Here is a 25,050-nt window from a genome sequence, read left to right as displayed (position 1 = left end):
TTTTCTTTTGGCAAGCTGGGTAAAGTATTAACAGGTCTTCACCTGTGATACGATAGATAAACAATTTTAAGGAGGGTTTATTTAATGGGAAGTAATAGAAAGATAAAAGCCAAAGCTACGGCATTAACGCTCACTTCTATTATGCTGCTCGGTGTGCTTGCAGGCTGCGGCGGTAACAATGGCAACAATGGTAATGCTGCAGCTGGAAATACAGGCGGCAACGCAACTAATGCTGGAAATGCGACCAATGCGGCTGAGGATATTTCCCCGCTCACGATGACCTTCTTCAGTGCAGACCCTAACCCGAACTGGACAGGTATGCAAGATGAAGTTGGTAAAGTGATTACGGAAAAAACGGGAGTAACCCTAAATGCTGAATATGCAGTTGGTGATCCTCAACAAAAAGTAGCCTTGATCGCAGCGAGCGGCGAATATCCGGATTTGATCAGTGCTAAGACTGATGTCAGCAAGCTGGTAGATGCAGGCGCAATGCTTGATCTAACAGACCTGATTGAAAAATATGCTCCGAATATCAAAAAAGTATTGGGCGAAGAAGGCATGAAACGTTCACGTTACAGTGACGATGATCATGCGATTTATGCCATCCCTACCTATGCAGGTGTAGACAACAAATATTTTGATGCTGGTGGCGGATTTGAACTACAGCACCGTGCTGTTAAAGAAGCTGGATATCCTGCAATCAAAACTGTTCAAGATTATGAGAACGTAATCAAGGCTTACCTGGAAAAACATCCTACCGATGAAAATGGTAACAAAAACATCGGCCTGACTCTGAATGCAGATGATTGGTACATGTACATTACAGTAACTAACCCAGCATTTATTACTACTGGTTCTCCTGACGATGGTGAATATGCGATTGATATCGACACCCAAGAAGTAACTTATCACTTCCGTCGTCCGGCTGAAAAAGAATATTTCCGCTGGCTCAACCACATGAACGATATCGGATTGCTTGATCCAGAAAGTTTCGTTCAAAAGTATGATCAGTACAAAGCTAAAATCGCTACAGGCCGCGTTATTGGTTTGATTGACCAAGACTGGGGTTATGGCGATGGAGAAAGAGCATTGAAAGCTGAAGGCAAGCTGGATCAAGGCTATGGACACTATCCTGTAACCTTGTCTGAGGAGTACAAAGAAACCTCCTTCTGGCCTACAGGCTTCATGGGTGGTAACGGAATTGGGATCAGCGTAGATGCTAAAGATCCAGTTCGTGCAATTAAATTCCTGGACTACCTAGCTTCCGACGAAGGTCAAGTATTGGTTAACTGGGGTATTGAAGGCAAACACTACAATGTTGTTGATGGCAAACGTGTCATTCCTGAAGATGTGAACGACCGTAAATATAATGACACTACCAACTTCCAAAAAGAAACTGGCTTGGGTAATGTCGGATCAAACTATGCATTGCTGAGCGCTCACTATGGCGACGGTGTATTGGATCCATCTGGTAACTACTACACAACTCGTTTCCCTGAGCAAGTAACCGTAGGTTACAATGCGGTTGAAAAAGAAACACTTGCTGCTTACAAAGCAACCACTTGGAAAGACCTCTTCCCTAGTGAAGATGAGTTCAAAGTTAAACCTTGGGGCGCGGCATGGAACATCACGATTCCTGGGGATAGCGAAATCGTCGTTCTTGACAACAAGCTGAAGGATATCAGTTGGAAACGGATCCCTGAAGCAATCTTGTCTAAACCAGCTGATTTCGATAAAGTTTGGGATGCTTACATGGCTGAGCTAGATAAAGCTGGTGTAACGAAAGCTGAAGATTTGCGTGAAGAGCTGGTTAAACAACGCGTGAAACTTTGGAATGATTAATTATTAAATTTCGTCTAATACAATAAAAGCATGAAGATGGCGGGAAGTCCGAACGAAAGTCCGGGCCTCCCGCTGATTGCTTTTCACCGGTCATAACAGGACAGGAGGAATATACATGGGAGAGAGCAAGAACTCCGGACAGCATGAGTTATGGTACAAGCAGCCGGCGGCTGTATGGGAAGAGGCGCTGCCCGTAGGTAACGGCAGGCTGGGCGGCATGGTCTTTGGTGGAGTCGAAGAAGAACGGATTCAATTAAATGAAGACACCTTATGGTCGGGTTTGCCGCGGGATAAAGCCAATTATGAGGCACTGCGGTATTTAGCCCCAGCCAAACAGCTAGTAGCAGAGGGAAAATACAAGGAAGCAGAAGCACTGGTGGACGCCAAAATGTTAGGCAGCCGGACGGAATCCTATCAACCACTTGGAGATTTGCGATTGAAGTTTAATTTTGCAGGTGCTGTAGAGGATTACGGGAGGGAGCTTGATCTGGATCGGGCGTTGGCTACGGTATCCTATACTGCCGGTGGTGTAAGGATCGTACGTGAAGTATTGGCCAGCAGACCGGATGAGCTTATAGCTCTTCATATCCGTGCGGAGGGGGGAGAGGGCCAAGCTACTCTGCCAGATTTCTGGGCGGATCTGGCATCACCACATCCTTTCAACTCGGAGATTACTCCGGATGGCATGCTGATTATGACTGGCCGTGCCCCGTCGCATGTGGCTGATAACTACGTAGGGGATCACCCGCGTGCCGTATTATATGAAGAGGGGCTTGGCATAAGTTTTGCTGCGGTTATGGAGATCCAGACGGAAGGTGGGACTTGTGTAGCGGAGAACGGCTCGCTGTTGATTTCTGGCGCGCACTCCATTACCCTTCGTCTGGCTGCGGCAACCGATTATGCCGGGTATGACCGGATGCCGGGAAGCGGTGGCAAGCTGCCAGCGGAGTTGTGCCTAGTGCAGTTAGCTTCAGCCTCTAAAGGATACGCAGAGCTTAAGCAGCGCCACCTAGAGGATCATCAATCCTTGTTCCACCGTGTGGAGTTGACGCTTGCATCTGCTGCTTCCCGAGGAGAGCTTCCGACTGATGAGCGCCTGGTACAATACCGCGAAGGACAGGCAGATCCTGAACTGGAAGCGTTGCTGTTCCAGTATGGCCGCTACCTGATGATTTCTGGCTCACGGCCGGGGACGCAAGCTCTGAATCTGCAGGGCATTTGGAATCCCTATATTCAGCCACCATGGAACAGCAATTATACGACAAATATCAACACCGAAATGAATTATTGGCCAGCCGAGTTATGCGGATTGGGTGAATGCCATGAACCTTTAATAGATTTTATCACGGAGCTTAGCGTGGCTGGCAGCCGTACAGCGAATATTCATTATGCCGCACGTGGCTGGACAGTACACCATAATACCGATTTGTGGCGGATGACTTCTCCATCAGACGGTAAGGCGATGTGGGCTTTTTGGCCGATGGGCGGGGTATGGCTCTCTCGCCATCTATGGGAGCGTTACGCTTTTCGTCCAGATGAGGACTATTTGCGCACAGCTTATCCCATATTAAAGGGAGCCGCATTGTTTTGTCTGGATTGGCTAGTAGAGCTGCCTGATGGAAGATGGACCACAGGTCTGTCTACCTCGCCAGAGAATGTATTTCTGACTGCTGACGGCACACCATGCAGTGTCTCGGCTGGCTCAGCTATGGATTTATCGCTTATCGCTGAGTTGTTCAAGCACTGCATTCAGGCTGCTGATATTTTAAATACCGATGTAGAGCTGCGTCAGGAGCTTATGCAGAAACAGAAACAGCTTGCCCACCAAGGGATCGCACCGGACGGAACTGTCCGCGAATGGAATGAGGATTTTGCTGAACAAGAGCCTGGGCATCGTCATGTTTCTCATTTGTATGACCTGTACCCTGGGAACGTAATTAGCCCTTCCTCCACACCAGAGCTAGCGGAGGCGGCAGCCTTAACACTGAAGAAACGTATAGAACACGGAGGTGGCCATACAGGCTGGAGCGCAGCTTGGTTGCTTAATCTTTATGCGCGTCTGAAGGATGGCGAGAGTGCGGTTAGCTGTCTACGTCGCATTTTGCAAGATTCCAGTTTGCCGAACCTGTTCGGTAATCACCCTCCGTTTCAGATTGATGGAAACTTCGGAACTACAGCCGGGATAGCAGAAATGCTCTTGCAGAGTCATCAGGAGGGTCTGGAACTATTACCTGCTCTTCCAAAGGAATGGTCTGAAGGCAGCGTGAAAGGTTTGGTGGCACGTGGTGGCTTTGTCACGACTATAGAATGGAGCGGGGGCTGTTTAACAAGGGCAGAGGTTACCTCGACTCATGGCCGATCCTGCAGAATTGTTCAACACCAGCCTTTGCTCATTCAAAAACCGGATGGTACACAGATTGAAGGAGCGGGGCTGGAATTTGAAACAGCAATCGGAGAGACCTATATCATTACACCCCTAAAGAAATAATCCATATCGGTCTGGCTTAGTGGCTGTTCTCAGAGTAGAATTATTCTACAGAGAACAGTCTTTTTTTGCCCAAGTCCTCATTATCTATTAAATGGAGGGTTTTGAATAAGTCTGTAGGAGCCGGAGGATCAGAATAATTATGTGGAAAAAACGCTTCACGTTGGCAAAAGTCATTCTTGGAGGAGTGATTATTTGCGCAGCCATTCCCCCGACATTGTATTGGACCTGGGGGTATGCTTATGCGGCCACGACTTCACCGACCGTTCGTTCTGTGAGTGAAATTGCCCAGAAGCTAACCGGTGCGATGAATAATCGTAGAGAGACTATCACTTTTACTTATGAGGGGAAAACCTCGAATTTAAAAACACAGATACAAACGGGTCTAGATCAAGCGATGAATAGCGATCCCTATTTGTATTACATCATAGACAGCTACGGATACACTTATCGAGGGAGCAAAAGCTCTGTAAAGGTTACAGTAGAAGTGAAATACTTGGAAACGCTGGAGCAGACCGCTTTTGTGAACAAAGAAGTAAAGGCAACGCTCAAGAAGATCATTACACCGGGCATGAATAATCATCAGAAGGTTAAGGCTATCCACGACTGGGTGGTGCTGCGTCTGAAGTATGATACCTCTTATCGTAAATATACGGCTTATGAAGGTCTGAAGAGTGGCAGTGCCGTTTGCCAGGGGTATTCGCTGTTGACCTATAAGCTGCTCAAGGAAGCGGGATTCAGTAATAAAATCGTTGAGGGCACTGCAAAACAGCCGGGAGGACGCAGCCAGTCTCATGCTTGGAATCTAGTGCTGCTCGAAGGGAGATGGTATCATCTCGACACAACTTGGGATGACCCGACACCTGATAAAGCCGGCGTGGTAAGCACCGCGTATTACTTGAAGACTGATGCACAAATGCGTCAGGACCATAGCTGGACGAAGTCTTATCCGGCAGCCTCGGTTGCCTATTATAAGACCTTGTCGGCACTTGTAGAGCGTGGAGGACAAAGCGCCGGGGTGTATAAGCAGCTTCAGAAGGACCTTAATTATGAGCTGTATGCCGAGGAGCGGATTGTACGTTCAGCAGCAGATTTAATTCAGCTGGCGAATAAGGCTGTCGCTTCAGGAGAGGGATCTTTATTATTCCGTTATCACGGTAGTGGAACCCAGCTGAAGAATGATCTACAGGAGTTATATAAACTTGGACTAGAGGATGTGTCTTATTCTAGCACTTCTTTTGATAATACGGGTGATCTAAAAGTGTATGTGACTTGGGAATAGGCAAAGGGCTAAGTAAAATCAGGAGTTGAATATACTAGATTGATTTATATAAAAAGGGATATCCTGCAGCCTTTCAGGCTTCTGGATATCCCTTTTTTGAGGAGTCTATTTATTCTGGGTGAGTACTAAGATCGCATTTATCCAAAGGAATAATATTACTCTTGCGGAAGAAGCGATAGCCGGCCCAAATTAAGACGAATAATGGCAGGCTGATATAAGAAACGGCAATACCGTACCAGTCGATGCTTCCACCTGAGAAGGCGCCCATATTCTGGCCAAGGATGGCTACCGCACAAAGTACTAAGGCAAATATAGGTCCAAACGGGAACCATCTAGCCCGGTAAGGCAGCTCATCAAGGGAATGACCTTGAGCTATAAAGGCGCGTCTGAAACGATAATGGCAGACAGCGATGCCGAGCCAGTTAATAAATCCACACATACCGGAAGCATTAAGCAACCAGTTGTATACGGCACCGTCACCAAAGAATGATGCCAAAAAGGCCAACATACCGACAGCTGTGGTCACGAGCAAAGCTCCAACGGGAACACCGCGGCGATTAAGCTTGCCTAGAGCACGTGGAGCCATTCCATCCTTAGCCATAGCGTACAGGACGCGGGTGGAGGCGTACATTCCCGAGTTCCCGGCTGACAATACGGAGCTGAGAATGACAGCATTCATGACGGATGCGGCAATAGCAAGCCCAGCTTTATTAAATACGATCGTAAATGGACTGACTCCGATATCATCAATACCACCGCGCAGCAGATCTGGATTCGTGTAAGGAATCAGCATTCCAATTACAAGTATAGCGAGGATATAAAAGATTAATATACGCCAGAATACTTGGCGAATAGCAATAGGTACGTTGCGGCGAGGGTTCTCACTCTCACCTGCTGCAACACCGATTAGCTCGGTGCCTTGGAAGGAGAATCCCGCAGCCATAAAGACACCGACGAAAGCGAAGAAGCCACCGTGGAAGGAGCTACCCCCGATCTGGAAATTGCTGAAGCCTACGGCTTTTCCACCCATGATTCCGAAAATCATCAAAACTCCGACAATAAGAAAGGCGATAACAGTAATAATTTTGATAATGGCAAACCAATATTCTGATTCTCCGTATCCACGAGCAGACAGGAAGTTAAGACCGAACATCAACAGCAGGAATACAAGACTCCAGAGAAAGGAGGGACTGTCCGGGAACCAGTATTTAATAATGACGGTGGCGGCAGATAATTCTGCTGCAATCGTAACCGCCCAGTTATACCAGAAGTTCCAGCCGATGGCGAACCCAAAAGCGGGGCTGACGAAACGCGTGCCGTAAGTGCTAAATGAGCCCGAATCCGGTAAATAGGTAGCGAGCTCTCCCAGACTGGTCATGAGGAAATAAACCATAACACCAACAGCCGTATAGGCTAGAAGTGCTCCACCGGGTCCGGCTGAAGCGATAGCGCCACCACTGGCGAGGAAGAGTCCAGTACCAATAGATCCTCCAAGCGCAATCATGGTCAAATGCCTTGCTTTAAATGATTTTTTTAGCTCAGGCGGGTTACTAATGTTGCCTTGTGCTAGATTTTGCTGCTTGCCCTGCATGATTTGACACTCCTTATGATCTAATCTTTCAATTCATGAACGGGGAGTGCTGAGCTGCTTCCTCCCGCAGAGCGAGAGAGTGTATTTGGTGGTCTCCATGAGGTAATGGACAAACACCAAACATACAAATTCTGTAAACGCAAAGAAACCGCAGACTATATCTGCGGTTTCCATCTATACAGCTCCGCATCATACTCCCTGTGAAGATAGCGCAACACATTATGACCTGCTACTATGCAGGTTATACAATGTGACAGTTCCGTGCCTTTCGGCAACGGCCCCAGCCTGCACCGCTGTCAGAGCGACAGTGCAAACTTCGGCAGATATTCCTTTCGACGCGATTCATAGACGGCTCTAACGTCTCCACGCGCGTACTCTTTATATCCGCGACCTCTACCTCATCTTAGTATGACGAGGCTATCTTTACTTCATTCATTTATAAACAACAGGAATTAGTATAAAGCAAGTTCGCAAGTCAAGCAATGACAAAATCCGGTAGGGAACATTAGTTACGACGACGTTCTGACATTTGCTGCCAAACTGTACCCGCCGCTGCTTCACCGGAAGCGATACGTTCCAAAGCCATTTTGGCCTGAAGTCCAACCTCGAATTCCGGATCTTCCGCCGCAACTGACAGCGCTGCTTGGGCATCGGATGTGCCCACCTCATAGAGGAAACGTGCTGCGCGCCAGCGGACAAGCTTGCTCTTATCCGTCAGTGCCGCCGTCATCACAGGCGTGGCGGCAGGATCGCCGATGTCGGACAGCGTATCGCCTGCCGTACGTCTCACGGCTGGCGCGCTGTCTGCCATCGCCTCATAGAGCAGCTCCATCGCTTCGGGCGTGCGAAGGTCGCCTAGATACACGACCGCAAGCCTGCGAATATGCAGCTTGGGATCGTGCAGCGCCGCCTTAAGCTCTGGCAGGAGCTCCGCTGTCGGCGTAAGATCCTCCAGCGCGGCGTAGCGCACGCGCCAATCCTCATGCTTCAGGTCTCGCAGCAGCTCATCCTGACTGCGGGTTCGTCTCTGCTCGACGAACTCGCCTTCGGCTCCGTGCGCAATGGCTTGCTGCACGAGGGAGTCGAGGCGCTCCTGCGGATACGCCGCTTCAACCTCTTGCTCCACCTCGCGTGCAATCTCCGCGGGCTCGCCATAACGCACGCCGTAATCAGTGAGCTTACGCTCTTTAATCATCACGGCGCTAGCCACATCCATAACCGCCTTCGTGAAGCGGTTTGCTAAGGAGATGCGCTCTTCATTCGCGCCGGTCTTAACGCGGATTTGCAGCGGAATTCCGCGGAACATCTGGACGAAGACTTGGGCTTCGCCGAAATGAGCGCCAGCGTTCTCATCGGCAAGATTCCAATCGTCAATTAAGCCTTCGCTGTTGCCGAAGCGGTTCTGGACTTCTCTTAGAATCGCTGCCCAATCCGCATTGCCCTTGCGTTCGAGCGCTGCAAAGTCAGCAGCATGATAGATGCTAGTAACGCCCGGTATCGTTAACATTTCGCGTGCCCAGGCAGGTGCGGAACGTTCACTTTCTGGTGTATAGGTTCTGCGGATTCCAGGTTCCAGACTTTCGTCCAAATGAAGCTTCATCGTATTTGGACTTGGAGTCGGTTCAATAAAAGTAATCTTCATACGTAGCTCCCCCTTGAACGGTATATGCACCGCCATACTTTATACACATATTATCTCATTTCTGGCGTGAAACACAAAAGGGTGCTTAGATATTTTGCGGAAAAAGGGCGCACCCTTACCAAGTAACTTGTATATTTTGCAAAATACTCTGCCGTTCAATATAGTTGTATTATATTCGCTAAAGTAAAGCATGCTCGGCAAACTTCTAAAGATGAGGTGCTCTATGGTTAAATTTCGCTACAATAACCTCGACAATGTGAGTACCGATAAAACACTTAAAGAGTTTCGTAAGTGGCGGGAGGAACGTCGACGGAAGAAAAAAGATTATTCATATGTAGTGCCAAGTACGCCACCGAGGTTAGCTTATCTGGCGGAGAATCGGCTGGAGACTACCATTACGTGGATTGGGCATTCCACGTTTTTCCTTCAATATGAAGGGATGAATATCATTACTGATCCAATCTGGGCGAGAAGACTAGGCTTTGAGAAAAGATTGGGGCAACCCGGGATTCCGCTCAGCGAAGTGCCTCCCATTGACCTGATTCTGATCTCGCACTCTCATTATGACCACTTGCATATGGCTTCTATCCGTAAATTATATAGAGCAGGGACAACCCTTGTTGTTCCTATAGGCTTGAAACGAAAGATGCTCCGCAAAGGATTTCGCAACTGCATAGAAATGGAATGGTGGCAGGAAAATACGCTGGGTAAAATTAAGCTTACCTTCGTGCCGACTCAGCACTGGACGCGGAGAACGCCTTGGGACACGAATACTTCGCATTGGGGAGGATATATTCTGCAGCCGATCGAATCGGATAGCGACAAGCTGCCCCCAAACCTGTATTTCGCAGGAGATAGCGGTTATTTTCCGGGTTTTAAGGAGATTGGGAGCCGCTATAAGCTTCATGTTGCACTCATGCCGATTGGAGCTTATGAACCCGAGTGGTTCATGACCTCGCAGCATGTAACCCCTGAAGAGGCTATACAAGCATTTGTAGATGTTGGAGCGGAGACCATGATTCCGATGCATTACGGCACCTATAGACTTGCTGATGATACGGCCCGGGAAGCGCTGGATCGGATGGAAAGTGCCCGGCTTAAACAAGGTATTTCTGAAGAAAGAATCCGTACGCTCAGTTATGGTGAAACGCTTGTTATACAACCCAAGAATCGCATAACTGGACAATAATTGAAAAAATTCCTCCTTACTGGCGACCTCTGTACAGCAGCTGGAATAACTTTAGTATTGGAGAGAACAGCTGAAAAGGCTATTTTACGGGCTTTTTGCTCTCTATTTATGCTATAATGAGCCGAAACCCTAAGTGAAAAGGATGGTAATGCGTAATGATTAGCACAAGCGGCGTAACACTCCGCTACGGAAAACGCGCTCTCTTTGAAGATGTAAACATAAAATTCACCCCTGGTAACTGCTACGGTTTGATTGGCGCCAATGGTGCCGGTAAATCAACCTTTCTGAAAATTCTGTCTGGTGAGATCGAAGCAAATACCGGTGAGGTACATGTTACACCAGGCGAACGTCTCGCAGTACTCAAACAGAACCATTTTGAGTATGATGAATTCCCAGTACTTGAGACCGTAATTATGGGTCACACACGCCTTTATGAAATTATGAAAGAAAAGGACACGCTTTATGCGAAGTCCGATTTCACAGAAGCGGATGGCCTGCGTGCAGGGGAGCTTGAAGGTGAGTTCGCTGAGCTTAACGGCTGGGATGCTGAGCCAGATGCAGCTGCCATGCTGATTGGTCTCGGAATTATGCGTGAACTGCATGACAAAAAAATGGCCGAACTGAGCGGCAATGAAAAGGTACGGGTACTCTTGGCGCAAGCCTTGTTTGGCCGTCCAAATAACCTGCTGCTAGATGAGCCTACCAACCACTTGGATCTCGAATCTATTGGCTGGTTAGAGAACTTCCTCATGGACTATGAAGGTACTGTTATCGTCGTATCCCATGACCGTCACTTCCTGAATAAAGTATGTACGCATATTGCGGATATTGATTTTGGCAAAATCCAAATGTACGTCGGCAACTACGACTTCTGGTATGAGTCCAGTCAGCTTGCGCAAGCTTTGCAGCGTGATTCGAACAAGAAGAAGGAAGATAAAATCAAGGAATTGCAGGCATTTATCCAGCGTTTCTCGGCCAATGCTTCCAAGTCTAAACAAGCGACATCACGTAAGAAACAACTTGAGAAAATTACACTGGACGATATTCGTCCGTCCAACCGTAAATATCCGTTCCTCAACTTCAAACCTGAACGTGAAGCGGGTAAACAATTGCTGACAGTCAGCGGTTTGTCCAAAGCGGTTGAAGGTGAAAAGCTTCTTGATGAAATCAGCTTTGTAGTAAACAAAGGGGATAAGATTGCTTTTGTGGGCCCTTACTCCCAGCCTAAATCACTGCTGTTTGATGTGATCATGGGTGAGCAAGAAGCGGATGCGGGGGAATATACATGGGGAGTAACTACAACTCAAGCGTATTTCCCGAAAGACAACTCCAGCTATTTCGATGGTGTAGAAATGAATCTTGTAGAATGGCTACGCCAGTATTCTAAAGATCAGGACGAAACTTTCCTGCGTGGATTCTTGGGCCGTATGTTGTTCGCCGGAGAAGAAGCACTGAAGAAAGCAAGCGTGCTGTCCGGGGGCGAGAAGGTTCGCTGTATGCTGGCCAAAATGATGCTCAACGGCGCAAACGTGCTTGTGTTCGATGAACCAACCAACCACTTGGATCTGGAATCCATCACGGCACTGAATAACGGGCTGATCGATTTCGATGGCACGATTCTATTCACTTCCCATGACCATCAGTTCATCCAAACCATTGCTAACCGCATCATCGAGATTACACCTACAGGTGTAATTGACCGCTCCATGAGCTACGATGAATATTTGGAGAATCCAGAAATTAAGGAGATGCGCCAGCGCATGTATCCTGTAGAAGTATAATATTTAATTTCCGCTATGCGGAAGGAACCCATGAAGCAGCTACTCTAATCCTTTTAGGATCAGGGTAGCTGTCTTTATAATTTCTATTTTGAAAAGTTATTAACAAGTAGAATTCTACGGGGAGTATACGCGGGGCTTCTAAGACGGGAGTCTTTAGCCCTTGAGTTTTCCAAAGCGCATGTTTTCAGCTGACTAATCGTACAATAAAGAGAATCAGTTATGAATTTGAAGAGTTCTAATCCATCCTATCAGGCAGGACGAACGTATAAACGGCTGCGTTTCCCCGAGGGATTCGCAGCCGTTTATGTTTAAATATAAGTAAATACTAAGATCCGCCAGTACGACGGCGTTGGTTGTTAGGCTTTTTGTTATTTTGGCTTTTTAGCGGTTTGGCGGAACCAGCCTGAAATGTGGATCCAGGTTTGGAGGAAGATTGTTGTTTCTTCTGCTCCAGTTTTTTACGGATAGCTTCCGCTAAGTTGATTTTTCCTTTATCGTTGCTTTCGCTCATTATGATAACCTCCTTCGAAGCAAGTCCTTACACTTTATTCTAATTGTTTTTAAATGCTGCCACAAGGGCAAGAATAATTGAAAGAATTCTTTTCGGTATTTTAAATAATCGGGGAAAAAGAGGGGGAGACAAGATGACTGATATTTACGAAGATATACGTAAAGGGGAACGAGGAGCTTGGGTTAGCATAGCGGCTTACCTCATCCTATCATCATTCAAGCTGGTTTGCGGTTATTTATTTGCATCTAGCGCACTCGTAGCGGACGGGGTCAACAATTTAACAGATATCGTGGCATCCATAGCTGTGCTGGTGGGTTTACGGATTTCGCGGAAGCCACCTGACTCTGACCACGCTTATGGACATTTCCGCGCAGAGACCGTAGCGGCGTTGTTGGCTTCTTTTATCATGGCGGTAGTGGGCATTCAAGTGATTGTGGAAGCGGTGCGGTCCTTTTTCGATTCTACAAAAGAAACGCCACAGCTCTTGTCGGCAGGGGTGGCTATTGTATGTGCTGTGGCTATGATGGGGGTATATATATATAACAAAAGACTGGCCAAGCAAATTAACAGTGGGGCACTTATGGCAGCGGCAAAGGATAATTTTTCTGATGCTATGGTCAGTGTTGGAGCCGCAGTTGGGATTGTAGGCGCACAGTTTGGTTTGCCATGGATTGATTCCGCAGCGGCTGTTCTTGTCGGACTCATTATCTCCAAGACTGCTTGGGATATTTTTCGTGATTCGACCTATCGGCTTACCGATGGCTTTGATGAAGATAAATTGATGGATCTACGCAGTACGATTGCTCGAACGCCGGGAGTAGAAGAGATTAAAGATGTGAAGGCACGGGTTCATGGTAATCATGTGCATGTGGATGTTGTAGTGGAGGTGGATGCGAATATTTCTGTGACGGAAGGTCATGAAATAAGTGATTCCATCGAAGAAAGAATGAGCAAAATGCATAATATTATGAATGTGCAGGTGCACGTGGAACCTAAAAAATAAATTAAAAATGCTATATTAAGGGAAAAACACACATATTCAAGGAGAAATCAAGACTTTAGACCTGTATGTTACCATAAAGTGGCATGATTATATGTGAAATTTGGAGCATGTTCCAAATCCCGGGCAAGCCTATAATGAGGGCATAAAGGAATAATGTAGTACAATCCTTTATTGAAATCTCATCATGGAATTTGGGGGAACGTATGATCAAATCACATAAGCAAATTACAGCATCTTTGTTAGTATCTGCTGCAATTGTTGCAGGTTTAGGAGTATCTGCTCCTGGACAAGCAGCGGCAGCCTCAAGTTCATCTAATTCAGTTACAGCAGCTTCAGCCGTTCAAACAGGTGTAATCGAGGCTAGTGTTCGCCTTCGCAGCACCCCTTCTACTGACGGAGAAATAGTGAAGTACTTGCAAAAGGGAGATCAAGTGCAGATCCTTTCGCAGCCGAACAGCTATTGGTATCAAGTAAAAACGGCTGATGGTTCAGTGGGTTATACCAGTGCAGGAGATAAGTATATCAGCGTATCCTCTGCTTCCGTAACGACGCCATCGGCACAAACTGGCACCATTAAGTATGGTGTGAATCTTCGGGTTTCACCTTCAACAAGCGGAAAAGTAATGAAGCTTTTGAATAAGGGAGAAAAAGTAGAAGTTCTGGCACAGCCTAACAGTTACTGGTATCAAGTTAAAGCTGTGGATGGTAGCATCGGATATATAAGTTCAAGTGATCAATATAGTACACTTTCAGGAAACGGTGGGGGATCTGGAACGGTAACGCCTACACCAACGCCTACACCTACACCTACACCTACACCTACACCCAATCCGCCTATAACAACACCGGGGGCTTCAGCCCAAATCGAACGGGTAATTGCTGCAGGCATGGGATATCTAGGAACGCCTTATGAGTATGGCTCCAGCAGAAATGATACAAGAACCTTTGACTGCTCGGACTTCATCCGGCAAATTTTTATGGATGCTGCGAATCTCAAACTGCCGGCGGATTCCCGTCAACAAGGAGATTGGGTGAAGTCGAATAGTACGATGGTTACGTCTATTTCCAATTTGAAGCGCGGCGACTTAATGTTCTTTATGGATTATAAGGGGAATTCTGCTTCTGCTTATGAGGGAATCGACAAATCTACAGCTAGAATATCGCATGTTGCTATGTATCTAGGAGATGGACAAGTTCTACAAACTTATTCCGTAGCTTCAGGCGGGGTAAGAGTAGATAAACTAAGCGCTTCTTGGATGAATCGTTTTCTCTACGGAGGTTCGGTCATTCGCTAAATATATGAAAAATGCAGGAAGCGACAGCATCGCATGTTTGTGACGGGTGAACGATGGCGGGCGTACGCGCAAGAGGGCTATCCTTTTAGTAGAATTCTCTACTGAGGGGGTAGCTCTTCCTGTTTTATCTGTTCAGAATATGTACTCTCCACATAAAAAAAGGGCAGTACCATCGGCCATTTTTCTGGCTCTTGGGACACCCTTTTTTCACATATTGATAATTAAGGTAAGATCACATTGGCTGTTACAGGAACCTTAACCCATGCTTTTCCTAGCCAAGTGTAGATTTCTCTCCATTCATTACCCCAAGTGTCCGAAATAACTTCACCTGTTGTGTCAAGAGTCTGAACGCCAAGCCAGCCTGCTGGAATTATACCTCCGACGGAAAAGTAGAAAGGTGTTTTCTCGGTCAGCACTATTTGTGGTGTTGCTGGAATCATATCCGCTGGAGTGATAATTGTTTCAAAAGAATTGCTGTAAGTGCTTCCAGTTACGGTTGCAGGATCCGTAGTAGTGTTAGTTACTTCAGCTGCTGAAGCTGTAGCAGCAATGGAAGCCATAAGTCCTAAGGCTACTGTAAGGCTGGCGATTTTTTTCATGTTTGGTTCCTCCTAGTGGGGGTTGGATGTATTTTTTTCCAAAAGCGCTGTTTGCTAATATGCTAGTAAACGTAAATGATGCAAGATGAACCACCCATTCAACATTTCTTATTTTCTCAAGTGACATCCGTGCAGGAATGACCTATACTTTCTGCATGATGAATAAGATATATGGATAGATATGGGAGGGATACGACAGTCACACCATTAAAATGAGGGGCTACTACATAGATCTACCTCTGCGTCCCGTGAAGAGAGAAATTACAAACAGAACCAGGAAGACGAAGAACAGGATCTTAGCAAGACCAGCGGCGGCGGCTACAAGGTTGAAGAAACCAAAGATTCCGGCGATTACTGCGACTACAAGTAGTATTGCGGACCATTTTAACATTACATATCACCTATCCTTTTTTGATTAATGTAGTCATTGTATAAACGGGGACTTTGATTTTGAAACAAAAGGGAAGAGGGACTCTTGACAAGACTCGACAAGATGTTTCGGCTTATGGGAGCAGGGGTAACTATGCAGTATACAAGGCTGATTAGCCGATATTTATGAGATATGGAAGGGGTTATGAATATGATCATTGAACTTAGTGTAGCTCTCGTCGCAATTGCATTTGCAGTACTTGTTTTCTTTTTAATTAAAACCTTAAAGTCGGCAAAGGATTCACTCGACAAAGTCAGCCAAACCTTGGTGGAAGTACAGAAGACGATGGATGAGCTTACTTATGAAGTGAAAACGACGGTCAGACACGCAAATGAAATCACTGCCGATGTACAGCATAAGATTCAGAAGATTGACCCAGTCATCGATTCTGTTAAGAATCTGGGTGATGTTATGAATGAGCTAACCTTAACAGTCAAACAAGTGTCAGTCACAGTGATCGAGAAATATCGTAAATCGCGTGAGCTGAAGGAGAAAAGTAAGGAAGTATCTATAAAAGAAGCTCCTCTAACTCCTGCTGAAGAACGTACTGTTAACTCCTATGATGCCATTTATACTGAGAAGTCACCGGGAAAAATAGCTACAGTGCTAAAAGGTGTAGACGTAGCTGCAACTCTTTGGAAGAAATTTCGTCATTAAGCATAAGATAGTAAAGCTTCTGTAATCGGTGGCTGCAGATAAGAAAGGTGGGACACAACATGAACATGATGATCCTTTTATTTGGTCTTCTTTTCCCATACTTTGATGCGTCTCCACAGTTGGTGCCTATCTCTACTTTTATTGAACAACCTAAGTCGGTTCTCGCATTTGAACATGCTTCAGAATCCAGCCCATATATAAATCGCTTTGATTCTCTGCAAGGTGTCGCTTTATACACCACAAAGGAAGAACTGCTTCTGACCAAAGGCAATCCGCTTGCGGTGACAAATGATCCATTGCTAGAGACAGTGGAGTACCATTACGCAGATGTGACAGTGGGTGTGGGCGAGGGTGTTGTACTTTATGTGCATGTTGCACCTCCGCAAGCACAGCAGTTCGGTTTACATGTAGATGGCGTAGAAATCGATCCTTTAACAGATAATCTGCAAGATACTCTGGGCAAACCGTATTTTATAGCCGAAGATGGGGATGTATACCTGAGAGGGAATAATGCACTCAAAATATATCGAAATTTGGCGGGTGAATTTGAAGGAATTGATTTATTTGATAGTATTTCTTCCTAATGTGTTTCATATTTGAGCAAATTGGTTAATAAACATAGGCTGTCTTTAGAATAGAGTAACCTCCAGCCCCACTACGTATAGTGGGGCTGGAGGTTACTTTGCTGAATACGTAAATTGATCCTATGACTATATTTACATATTATGAAAATAGAAATAACACTGTAAAATAGCGTATGATATAGTTAATAGGTTTGCAGAATTTTACGGTCGTAATACTACTTGTGTGAGGTGAAGATGATGAGAATCTTAATCGTGGATGACAATCCGACTAATGTTATCATTATCCGTGAAATCCTGAAAAAAGAAGATTACCGAAATTTCGTAACCGCATCCTCTGCCAAAGAGATGCTGGAACGGCTTGGAATCGGTTCGGGGAGTGAAGATGGACGTCCCCGGATGTCAGATATTGATCTGATTTTACTGGATATGATGATGCCAGAAATGGATGGGATCGAAGCATGTCGTGTTGTGCAGCAATACGAACATCTTAAGGATATTCCAATAATAATGGTTACAGCTGTAGGCGATTCTAAGAAATTGGCCGAAGCGCTGGATGCAGGTGCAGTAGATTATGTTACGAAACCTATTAATAAAGTGGAGCTAATGGCCCGGATTCGGCTTGCTCTGCGGTTGAAACGTGAGAAAGATTGGCATAAGGAACGGGATCAGCGGATTCAGGAGGAATTGAGACTGGCTGCACTCGTGCAGAATGCTGTACTCAGCCTACCCCTGCAGGAAGAGAATTTCGAGGTGCATGCTATCTATCAGCCTTCCTCTGAATTGGCGGGTGATTTATATGCTTGGTATCCCCTTGGGGATGGCCGATATGGCGTAATCCTCCTGGACATTATGGGACACGGTATATCGTCCTCTCTTTTTTGCATGTTCCTTGCGTCAGTATTAAAGGATACGGTAACTACCTATGTAGAGCCGGAAAAGGTAATTCAGGAACTCAATCGAAGGTTTAACCAACTTTATATTGAGAAAAAGCTGATTCAATATTATTTTACGACGATTTATCTTGTGATCGACACTCGTATAAAGCGTATTGACTACGTTAACGCCGGGCATCCACCTGCGCTATTTTTTGAGGGCGCAGCTAAGACTCCGGTCTTGCTGGAAAGTAATTGTCACCCTGTAGGCCTGTTTGAACGGATTGATATTCAGCCTCAGAGCTTGACCTACGAAGATGAAGGGCATTTGGTTCTCTATACAGATGGTCTGCTGGAGCTGGTTGAGGGTGAACAGGAAGAGCAGCTGAAGTTTATGATTAAGCATTTAAATGTTGAGCATGAATGGAAGGAAGAAACTATACGGGCTGCTTTTTTCAATGCTGATGTTCCTAAAGAGCGTGACGATGACAAATGTATAGTGTGGATCTCACTGAAGAAGGGAACAGAATGAGGATGAAAATAAAGGCTAAACTCTTAATTGGTTTTAGTGCGATGCTGGCGATTATGCTGGCACTTACTATGATTGGATACGATCGTTTGGATTATATGAATGGTCAGCTTGAGGGTTACCAGGATAGATATATGAAGGGGCGCTCTTCTTCAGGTATGCGTGGAGAAGTGAATGATATGGCGCGCATATTAACGACGACCATGTTAAGCGCGGATACATCAACGGTAGAATCACAAAAAAAAGAGATTGATAAAAAAATAGCTAAGGCGAATGAGCACTACGACAAAATAAAAGAATCAATGACTAGCGCTGAAGAGATGCAGATCGTTAATCAAATTGATGATTCTTATACGATCTATCTAAATTATCAGGAAAAAATATTGAAGCTGTTATCAGCTGGTTATTTCCAGAATGCCAGTACGTATTCTAACACAGAGGGACAAGCGATTCAGAATGCCGTGTTAAATGCTCTGAACAGTCTCTCTGATTATAATGCCTTTATTATGAATGAAGAGAGCGCAAAAGCTAAAGATGCCTATCAAAGCTCTACTCAGATGGTCATCTTGATGATGATTGTAGGTCTATTACTTGGACTTGGAGTTGTTCTATGGATCATTCCAAGCATTACGCGGGGACTTAATGTCGTTTCGATGATGATTACCAGCTTTGGCAACGGCAGAATCCGGGCCATAAGGCGCATAAAGGTTACTTCGAAAGATGAGATTGGTGAGGTTGCCCTTGTCTTTAAGAAAATGGCGTTAGATCTTGAAGAGAAACAGCAAATGGAACAGGCTTATGCACAGGCACAGAATGATCAATCCTGGCTGAATGCAAATGTTGCTCAGGTGACAGAACTTCTCCGGGGGGTTAGCTCATTGGATCAGGTCTCACAGACCTTTATCAACGAGTTCACCCCTGTGCTCGGAGCCCAGTTTGGAGCTGTGTATTTGAAGGATGCTAATCGTCCCGATTTTTTACGAAGCAGTGGTTATTATGCAGTAGATAACGATAAGAAACCAAAGGAAGGTTTTTTGATTGGAGAAGGGCTTGTAGGACAAAGTGCGCTTGATATGCACCCAATCAGATTGGAGCGGGCTCCTGAAGATTATATCTCCGTGAAATCCGGCTTTGTGGATTCACAGCCAGGATATATTTCCATTCATCCGCTTATTTTTGAAGACGAGCTGCTCGGTGTAGTAGAATTCGCTTCATTCCAGCCATTTAGCAGTCTGAAAAATGATTTGCTGCAACAACTTGCGAATAATTTAAGCATTATTTTCAATAATATTAGTCGTCGTCTGATTGTAGAGAAATTACTGCGTGAGTCACAAGCACTTACGGAAGAACTGCAATGTCAGTCAGAGGAGCTGCAGACTCAGCAAGAAGAACTGCGTCGTTCCAATGAGAACTTGGAAGAGCAGACGGACGCACTTAAGCGTTCAGAAGAACTGCTGCAACGTCAACAGGAGGAATTGGAACATTACAATACGGAACTCGTCGCCAAGACTCGTGCACTAGAGGAACAAGTGCAGGAGGTCGAGGAGAAAAAAGATGAAATTGAGCATGCTAAGGTTCAGCTAGAGAAACAGGCTATGCAATTATCCGTGACTAGTAAATATAAATCGGAATTTATGGCGAACATGTCCCATGAATTGCGGACGCCGCTCAACAGTCTGCTGATCTTGTCCCAGCTGCTTACTGAGAACAAGGATGGTAATTTAACGGAGAAACAGGTTGAATTTGCCCATACGATTTACATGTCAGGTGCTGACCTGCTTAAAATGATTGATGAAATTCTCGATCTATCCAAGGTTGATGCAGGAAAAATGGAACTGAATCATGAAGAAATTAAACTGACTGAGCTGAAAAGCTTTGTGAAGCAGAATTTTGCTCCGCAGGCGATCAAAAAAGGACTCTCCTTACGGATAGCCTTTAACGAACCGCTGCCAGATAGCGTTATTGCCGATAGTCACCGGTTGAAGCAGGTCTTAAGAAATCTGCTCTCCAATGCCTTTAAATTTACAACCGAAGGTTTTATTGAGTTTTCAGTTAGCCCGGCAGATAATAATCTCTTGCCACTAAATCTGCCGAGTGATAATGAATATATTGCTATTGCTGTGAAGGACAGTGGCATTGGTATTCCGGCTGACAAAACAGATATTGTATTCGAAGCCTTCCAGCAAGTAGACGGAACAACCAGCCGTAAATATGGAGGCACGGGGTTGGGATTGTCGATCAGCCGTGAATTGGTTCGTATAATGGGTGGCGCTATTGTGCTCGAATCCCGTGAGGGACAAGGCAGTACCTTCACTTTATATTTGCCGGTGAAGGCAAATTACAGTAAACAACGTGCAGAAATAGAAGCTGCGGTGTCCAAAGAGGATTCCACATATGATGAATATATTGGAGACATGCTTCCAACCTTAGTGCCAGCAGCAGTTAACGTACCCCTTCCACAACTGACAATTGAGGATGACCGTGACAATTTGACGGCGAATGACAAAGTCCTGCTTATTATTGAAGATGATGAAAGCTTTGCGAAAATCTTGTTAGACATGGCTCGTGGGCGCAGATTTAAAGGTTTAGTAGCGCTTCAAGGCGATATAGGACTGCAGATGGCAAAAACTTATTTGCCAGATGCGATCATTCTCGATATACAGCTGCCTGTAATGGACGGCTGGACCATCCTTAGAGAGCTGAAAAGTGCATCTCAGACCCGTCACATTCCTGTTCATGTTATCTCAGTGAACGATGAAGTGAAGCAAGGATTAATGATGGGAGCTATGGCGTATCTTAGAAAACCATCTTCAAGAGAAGCATTGGAGCGGGCTTTCTCACAAATTGAGAACTATACGTCCAGCACAGTGAAGTACCTTCTGATTGTTGAAGATGATGAGATTCAACGTCGTTCCATTATGGAATTGATTGGTCACGATGATGTAGCTATCACCGCGGTATCAACCGGCAATGAGGCACTGATGGAGCTGCGCAAGCAGAGATATGATTGTATGGTTCTGGATCTTATGCTTGGGGATATGAACGGCTTTGAATTGCTGGATCAGATTCGTGATGATGAAGAATTAAATGATCTTCCTATTATTATTTATACAGGTAAGGATTTAGATAGCAAAGAAGAGACACAGCTCCGCAAGTATGCTGAATCCATAATTATTAAGGATGTTCGTTCTCCGGAACGACTACTGGATGAGACAACGTTGTTCTTGCACCGGGTAGAAGCCAATCTTCCGGAAGATAAACGTAAAATTTTGCAGAAGCTGCATAACAAAGAAGAGTTATTCGAAGGGAAGAAAATACTGCTCGTCGATGATGATATTCGTAATGTTTTTGCACTCTCTAGTGTACTGGAAGAATACCACATGGAAGTGAAGTTTGCGGAGAATGGACGTGAAGCGCTGGAAATGCTGGTAGAGCAAGAAGATTTTGATCTCGTGCTTATGGATATGATGATGCCGGAAATGGACGGATATGAAGCTATGCGCCGAATCCGTGAAATGCCGCAATATCAGAAACTGCCTATTATTGCGCTTACCGCCAAAGCAATGAAAGAGGATCGCGCCAAATGTATTGAAGCGGGAGCTTCTGATTATATGAAGAAACCGATCGCAACAGGTCAACTTCTTTCGTTAATGCGTGTCTGGTTGTATTCGTAAACTCAAATTTGGGGTAATACCTTTTTAAGAACTAACATGACTAGAATTACGGTGTGTTAATAAGGGAGTCGGGATAACAATGAAAGCGATAGAACACGGATATGAGGAGCAGCCCGTTATGGTAGGAAGTGACGAGTTGGAGCAAATTGAGATCGAGCTGCTCCTTGATGGAGTACACCGTTTATATGGATATGATTTCCGGAATTATGCGTTGCCTTCTTTGAAGCGACGTATCTGGCATCATGTGCATGCGGAGAATGTACACAGCATATCCGCGCTGCAAGAAAAGGTGCTGCATGATCGTGCCTGTTTTGAACGATTTGTCTATAGTCTCTCCATTCCGGTTACCGAAATGTTTAGGGACCCGGGGTTATTTTTAACGTTTCGCCAGAAGGTAGTTCCGTTGTTGAGGACTTATCCCTATATTCGTATCTGGCATGCTGGATGCTCCACTGGTGAAGAAGTATACTCTATGGCCATCCTGCTTCATGAAGAAGGGCTTTACGATAAGGCTCGGATTTATGCCACAGATATGAATGAGCGTTCTTTACAGCAGGCTAAGGAAGGCGTCTATGATATTAGCAGAATGAAGCAATACACTAAGAATTATTTGGAGGCGGGAGGTACCCGGGCATTCTCTGAATACTATACAGCGAAGTATAACTCGGTTATTTTACAGCCATATTTACGCAAAAACATTATATTCGCTGAGCATAACTTGGCTACAGATACTTCTTTTAATGAGTTTAATGTTATTTTCTGCCGCAATGTGATGATCTATTTCAATGATGAGCTGCGGGATCATGTTCACGGCTTGTTTCATGAAAGTTTAAGTCGTTTTGGAATACTTGTTCTAGGCTCTAAAGAATCCATTCACTTTACGAAGTACAGCGATTGTTATGAGTCTTTGGACAGAGTAGAAAAAATATACCGTAACATAAAATAACGCATGAAGGAGGGTGGTCCTATGGGGTTTCAAGAACCAATTCATATACTACTAGTAGATGACCGTCCTGAAAATCTGCTGGCGCTGGAGGCGGTACTTGAAAGCCAGCATTATGAGCTAGTCAAAGCCACCTCCGGCGAAGAAGCGCTGCGGTGTTTGTTAAGGTATGATTTTGCTGTCATCGTACTGGACGTGCAGATGCCAGGTATGGATGGGATCGAGACCGCAAAGTTGATTAAAGCCAGAGAAAAAACAAAGGAAATTCCGATTATCTTTATCTCTGCGAATAGTAAGGAAGCGGAGCATTTATTCGCGGGCTATTCTGCAGGGGCTATTGATTATATGGTCAAGCCCTTCATTCCACAAATTCTGAAGTCTAAGATACAAGGTTTTGTCGAGATGTATATTACGAGCAAGAAGCATCAGACTCAGACCATGCTGCTGCAGCAAAAGACGAAAGAACTGGAAATCATAAATAGTGAGCTCGTAAAGGCTAAGGAAGAGGCGGAGATCGCCTCCAAAGCGAAGTCGGAATTTCTGGCTATGATGAGTCATGAGATTCGTACACCAATGAATGGCGTAGTGGGTATGATTGATTTATTAATGGAGACTGACCTTGCGCCTGAGCAGAAGGAGTATTCCGAGATCATTCGGAAAAGTGCAGACACGTTGATTACGGTGATAAACGATATTCTTGATTTCACCAAAATGGAATCCGGTAAAATGGAAATCGAAGAGCAGCTGTTCGAACTTCGCACATGTATTCAAGAGGTGTTCAGCCTCTTTTCGGTGGAAGCGGGAAAAAAGAACCTGGAGCTCGCTTATTTTATCGATCAGAAGTTGCCTAGACTTTTATATGGAGATATGGCCCGTTTACGCCAAGTATTAATTAATCTGATTGCTAACGCAGTTAAATTTACGAATCAAGGCGGTGTCTATTTAGTCGCTTCCATCAAAGAAACATCTGGGAACAAGGTAGAAGTCGAGTTCACGATCATGGATACAGGGATTGGTATTTCTCCAGAGAAATGCGACCGATTGTTCCAACCGTTCTCACAGCTGGATTCTTCAATGACACGCAAATACGGGGGGACAGGGCTTGGTTTAGCCATATGTAAATCCCTTGTAGGCATGATGGGCGGAGAAATACGGGTAGAATCCATGGAGCAAAAAGGAGCTACCTTTATTTTTACGATACAAGCATCCGTACCTGGAGAAGATTTGACAGGAGGTTATCAAGAAGAGGAATCGCCTCATCTTCTTCTTAATCAGGAGAGCAGAAGCCGAATCCTTGTTGTAGATGACCATCCTATCAATCAGCGTCTGATGGTTAGCATGCTAGATAAGCTCGGCTATGAAGCTGATATGGCTGAGGACGGGAAACAGGCTGTGCAAATGGCGCTTAAGCAGCCCTATGATTTTATCTTTATGGATCTCCAAATGCCAGTAATGGATGGTCTGGAGGCAACCGCTCAAATCCGTCGAGAAGGCGGTCCGGCGGCTGAGAAGACTATTATTATTGCAATGACTGCGAATGTCATGGATGGCATCCAGAATCGCTGTAAAGCCTCAGGAATGGATGACTATATCAGCAAGCCACTTAAGATGAGTAGTATTAAGCAGATTATCTCTCGGTATTCTAGCAGCGATAATCGGATGGTTGAACCAGATACATCTATTTTTCAGGCGTAACCCAAGATTTACTAGTTTATATTTTAATGTTATTTGTTTCAAAGGTAGGACTATGAGGTTATTAATATAGAAAATATTTATCAGGAGAGATCGTCTATGAACACGCATAAAAGTAATAAGTTTCACGCTAAGACAGAGACAAAAGAAAGTGTATGTACGGTTTTCCTGAATGGTGAACTTGATCTGTCCGTTGCTTCCGATTTCCGTTTGGTAATGGAGCCGCTTGTAGGTGATACGAAGCATGATTTAGTAATAAATCTTAAAGAATTAAAATACATCGATAGCACGGGTATTGGTATTCTACTTTCGATCCTGAAATCAAGACAAGGTATGGACGTTAAGTTTATGGTTGAGGATGTTCCTCCCCAAATTCAGAAGCTGTTTGACATGACTGGTATTACCAAGTTTTTTGCCTCCCAAGAGAATTCCCACTAGGAAAGGATAGA

19 protein-coding genes and 1 riboswitch are annotated in these 25,050 nt (G+C 45.2%); of the genes, 14 read left to right on the top strand and 5 right to left on the bottom strand.

From position 1 onward, the window contains the following. Positions 1 to 84 precede the first annotated feature (84 nt). From NSQ50_RS27075 to NSQ50_RS27065, 3 genes are all read left to right on the top strand, one after another. On the top strand, positions 85 to 1,842 hold the full coding sequence (locus NSQ50_RS27075; RefSeq protein ID WP_080742630.1) for an ABC transporter substrate-binding protein: 1,758 nt from the start codon (positions 85 to 87) through the stop codon (positions 1,840 to 1,842). Between the two features lie 115 nt (positions 1,843 to 1,957). After that, positions 1,958 to 4,330 carry a glycoside hydrolase family 95 protein gene (locus NSQ50_RS27070; protein WP_340949818.1) on the top strand — a complete coding sequence of 791 codons (2,373 nt, stop codon included), beginning with the start codon at positions 1,958 to 1,960 and terminating at the stop codon, positions 4,328 to 4,330. Between the two features lie 139 nt (positions 4,331 to 4,469). Then, positions 4,470 to 5,609, top strand: a complete 1,140-nt coding sequence (locus tag NSQ50_RS27065; protein WP_076224285.1) for a transglutaminase domain-containing protein — start codon at positions 4,470 to 4,472, stop codon at positions 5,607 to 5,609. Between the two features lie 109 nt (positions 5,610 to 5,718). Here NSQ50_RS27065 and NSQ50_RS27060 read toward each other — a convergent pair whose 3' ends face one another. Both NSQ50_RS27060 and NSQ50_RS27055 read right to left on the bottom strand, forming a co-directional pair. After that, entirely contained in the window at positions 5,719 to 7,200 is a 1,482-nt protein-coding gene (locus tag NSQ50_RS27060) for an amino acid permease (RefSeq protein ID WP_052097335.1), read from the bottom strand. A gap of 199 nt (positions 7,201 to 7,399) precedes the next feature. Beyond that, positions 7,400 to 7,604: riboswitch (Lysine riboswitch) on the bottom strand. 101 nt (positions 7,605 to 7,705) lie between these two features. Then, positions 7,706 to 8,842, bottom strand: a complete 1,137-nt coding sequence (locus NSQ50_RS27055; RefSeq protein ID WP_076224284.1) for a virulence factor — start codon at positions 8,840 to 8,842, stop codon at positions 7,706 to 7,708. Between the two features lie 223 nt (positions 8,843 to 9,065). Between NSQ50_RS27055 and NSQ50_RS27050 the strand changes: the two genes are divergently transcribed. Together NSQ50_RS27050 and NSQ50_RS27045 are read left to right on the top strand one after the other, a co-directional pair. Then, positions 9,066 to 10,031, top strand: coding sequence for an MBL fold metallo-hydrolase (locus NSQ50_RS27050; RefSeq protein ID WP_076224281.1), 966 nt, complete (start codon positions 9,066 to 9,068; stop codon positions 10,029 to 10,031). 155 nt (positions 10,032 to 10,186) lie between these two features. Further along, positions 10,187 to 11,812, top strand: a complete 1,626-nt coding sequence (locus NSQ50_RS27045; RefSeq protein WP_038573336.1) for an ABC-F family ATP-binding cassette domain-containing protein — start codon at positions 10,187 to 10,189, stop codon at positions 11,810 to 11,812. 325 nt (positions 11,813 to 12,137) lie between these two features. Here the strand turns inward: NSQ50_RS27045 and NSQ50_RS27040 are convergent, their stop codons facing one another. Further along, on the bottom strand, positions 12,138 to 12,323 hold the full coding sequence (locus NSQ50_RS27040) for a hypothetical protein (protein ID WP_036680230.1): 186 nt from the start codon (positions 12,321 to 12,323) through the stop codon (positions 12,138 to 12,140). Positions 12,324 to 12,456: 133 nt separating this feature from the next. On the opposite strand from NSQ50_RS27040, the gene NSQ50_RS27035 reads away from it, so the two are divergent. Beyond that, entirely contained in the window at positions 12,457 to 13,326 is an 870-nt protein-coding gene (locus NSQ50_RS27035; RefSeq protein WP_076224278.1) for a cation diffusion facilitator family transporter, read from the top strand. A 203-nt stretch (positions 13,327 to 13,529) separates the two neighbouring features. Beyond that, positions 13,530 to 14,621 carry a C40 family peptidase gene (locus tag NSQ50_RS27030; protein ID WP_076224275.1) on the top strand — a complete coding sequence of 364 codons (1,092 nt, stop codon included), beginning with the start codon at positions 13,530 to 13,532 and terminating at the stop codon, positions 14,619 to 14,621. Positions 14,622 to 14,842: 221 nt separating this feature from the next. On the opposite strand, the gene NSQ50_RS27025 is transcribed toward NSQ50_RS27030, so the two are convergent. Next, positions 14,843 to 15,220: a hypothetical protein gene (locus tag NSQ50_RS27025; RefSeq protein ID WP_036680226.1), complete on the bottom strand. Its 378-nt coding sequence runs from the start codon at positions 15,218 to 15,220 to the stop codon at positions 14,843 to 14,845. 223 nt (positions 15,221 to 15,443) lie between these two features. Beyond that, positions 15,444 to 15,611 (bottom strand): DUF1328 domain-containing protein, encoded by a 168-nt coding sequence (locus tag NSQ50_RS27020; RefSeq protein WP_036680225.1) that lies wholly within the window; start codon positions 15,609 to 15,611, stop codon positions 15,444 to 15,446. A gap of 189 nt (positions 15,612 to 15,800) precedes the next feature. On the opposite strand from NSQ50_RS27020, the gene NSQ50_RS27015 reads away from it, so the two are divergent. The 7 genes from NSQ50_RS27015 (at position 15,801) to NSQ50_RS26985 (ending at position 25,039) form a co-directional block, all read left to right on the top strand. Beyond that, positions 15,801 to 16,307 (top strand): DUF948 domain-containing protein, encoded by a 507-nt coding sequence (locus NSQ50_RS27015; RefSeq protein WP_076146325.1) that lies wholly within the window; start codon positions 15,801 to 15,803, stop codon positions 16,305 to 16,307. Between the two features lie 59 nt (positions 16,308 to 16,366). Beyond that, complete coding sequence (locus NSQ50_RS27010; RefSeq protein WP_076128682.1) at positions 16,367 to 16,891, top strand: hypothetical protein; 525 nt, start codon at positions 16,367 to 16,369, stop codon at positions 16,889 to 16,891. Positions 16,892 to 17,128: 237 nt separating this feature from the next. After that, entirely contained in the window at positions 17,129 to 18,295 is a 1,167-nt protein-coding gene (locus NSQ50_RS27005; RefSeq protein WP_076128679.1) for a SpoIIE family protein phosphatase, read from the top strand. A gap of 2 nt (positions 18,296 to 18,297) precedes the next feature. Next, positions 18,298 to 21,966, top strand: coding sequence for a response regulator (locus NSQ50_RS27000; RefSeq protein ID WP_076128810.1), 3,669 nt, complete (start codon positions 18,298 to 18,300; stop codon positions 21,964 to 21,966). Positions 21,967 to 22,045: 79 nt separating this feature from the next. Beyond that, positions 22,046 to 22,912: a CheR family methyltransferase gene (locus tag NSQ50_RS26995; protein ID WP_051491113.1), complete on the top strand. Its 867-nt coding sequence runs from the start codon at positions 22,046 to 22,048 to the stop codon at positions 22,910 to 22,912. A 21-nt stretch (positions 22,913 to 22,933) separates the two neighbouring features. Beyond that, positions 22,934 to 24,604: a response regulator gene (locus tag NSQ50_RS26990; protein ID WP_076224272.1), complete on the top strand. Its 1,671-nt coding sequence runs from the start codon at positions 22,934 to 22,936 to the stop codon at positions 24,602 to 24,604. A 96-nt stretch (positions 24,605 to 24,700) separates the two neighbouring features. Next, positions 24,701 to 25,039 carry an STAS domain-containing protein gene (locus NSQ50_RS26985; RefSeq protein WP_076128675.1) on the top strand — a complete coding sequence of 113 codons (339 nt, stop codon included), beginning with the start codon at positions 24,701 to 24,703 and terminating at the stop codon, positions 25,037 to 25,039. The last annotated feature ends 11 nt before the right edge of the window (positions 25,040 to 25,050 follow it).

This window comes from Paenibacillus sp. FSL R10-2788 (genome assembly GCF_038003885.1).
In the GTDB taxonomy this organism is placed as follows: domain Bacteria; phylum Bacillota; class Bacilli; order Paenibacillales; family Paenibacillaceae; genus Paenibacillus_AQ; species Paenibacillus_AQ odorifer.
The sequence above is the reverse complement of the archived record's forward strand: the minus strand, read 5'-3'. Positions and strand labels throughout refer to the sequence as shown.